Genomic DNA, 1451 nt, shown 5'->3' on the forward strand with positions numbered 1-1451 from the left:
GGCTCTTCCGAGTTGAGTGTGGGTGACCGGGTGTTGGTCGGGGGTTGCGGGTAGAGGTCGAGGTCCTTGATGATGAGCGGACTTCTACCCCCGCTGTCGTCAAGGACCTCGACAATGTCTCACCCTACCTGCTGCTGCTCTGTGTCGCTTGATCGTTGTGATCGGTGTGATCTGCTCGTCGACTTGGAGGGCTTCCATCTGATGAGTGCGGTTCGCACCCCAGATGCTCTGGTGCTCGATGTTGAGTCGTGCAACCAGCTGGCGGGGTGCCCAGATTGTGGGGTGATCGCTCAAGGTCATGGGCGTGTGGTGGTGGAGGTGATCGACGCGCCCTGGGCCGGGGTCCCGGTGCGGATCCGGTGGCATAAGCGAACGCTGGATATGCCGCGAACATACCTGCCAGATCACGACTTTCGCTGAGCAGAACCACTCGGTGTGTGCTCCCAGGGCGCGTCTGGGTGTTCGGGCGATCCGCTGGGCGATCCGACAGTTGCGCTTCGAGGGAGCCACTATCTCGGGGCTGGCCCGCCAGTTAGGAACCACGTGGAATACCGTGTGGTCCCATATCAAGCCGTGTCTGCAAGCCGCATCTGATGACCCCGCCCGTTTCTCAGGGGTGCGGGTGCTGGGGGTTGACGAGCACGTGTGGCACCACCAGGACCGACGCCGACGAGGGCCCCGTGAGCTCACCGGCATCGTCGACCTGACGCGAGGGGAGGATCATCCCACGGCCCGCTTGTTGGATCTGGTCCCGGGAAGGTCTGGCACCGTGTACAAGAACTGGCTGGCCGAGCGCGGCGAAGACTTTCGCTCCGGTATCCAGATCGCGACGCTGGATCCCTTCCAGGGATATAAGAACGCCATTGATGACCAGCTCCAAGACGCCACCAGCGTGCTCGATGCCTTTCACATCGTCAAGCTCGCCGGTGACGCTCTCGATGAGGTGCGTCGTCGCGTCCAGCAAGACACGACCGGTCACCGCGGGCGCAAGGGTGATCCTCTCTATCAGATCCGCAATCTTTTGCGCGCCTCGCGTGATCGGCTCACGAAGCGTCAACAAGAACGACTCCGTGAGGCCTTCACGGCAGATGAGGCGCATATCAGTGTGGAAGTCGCCTACCACTGCGCCCAGCAAGTGCGCGACGTCTTCCATCAAGCCACACCCGCCCAAGGCCGACGCCTGGCCGCTCATCTCATCCAGCGCCTACCAACGTGTCCCATCCCCGAAATCGCCCGACTGGGTCGAACCCTACGCAAATGGAAGGACGCCTTCTTGGCCTACTTCGATACAGGAGGAGCCAGCAACGGCCCCACCGAAGCCATCAACGGAATCATCGAACTTAGGAAGACGCACCGCCAGAGGCTACCGCAACCCCACCAACTACCAACTCCGAATGCTCCTCATCGCAGGAGGCCTAGATGCCTCCAACCACACTCAACTCTGAAGAGCC

At 61.7% G+C, this 1451-nt stretch carries 1 protein-coding gene; it reads left to right on the forward strand.

Features of this window, described 5'->3' with window-relative positions:
• Nucleotides 1-403 precede the first annotated feature (403 nt).
• Nucleotides 404-1451, forward strand: a 1048-nt coding sequence (locus HMPREF2884_RS08970) for an ISL3 family transposase (protein ID WP_371325919.1), incomplete at its 3' end; no start/stop codon positions are given.

Source organism: Rothia sp. HMSC073B08, assembly GCF_001812975.1.
In the GTDB taxonomy this organism is placed as follows: Bacteria; Actinomycetota; Actinomycetes; order Actinomycetales; family Micrococcaceae; genus Rothia; species Rothia mucilaginosa.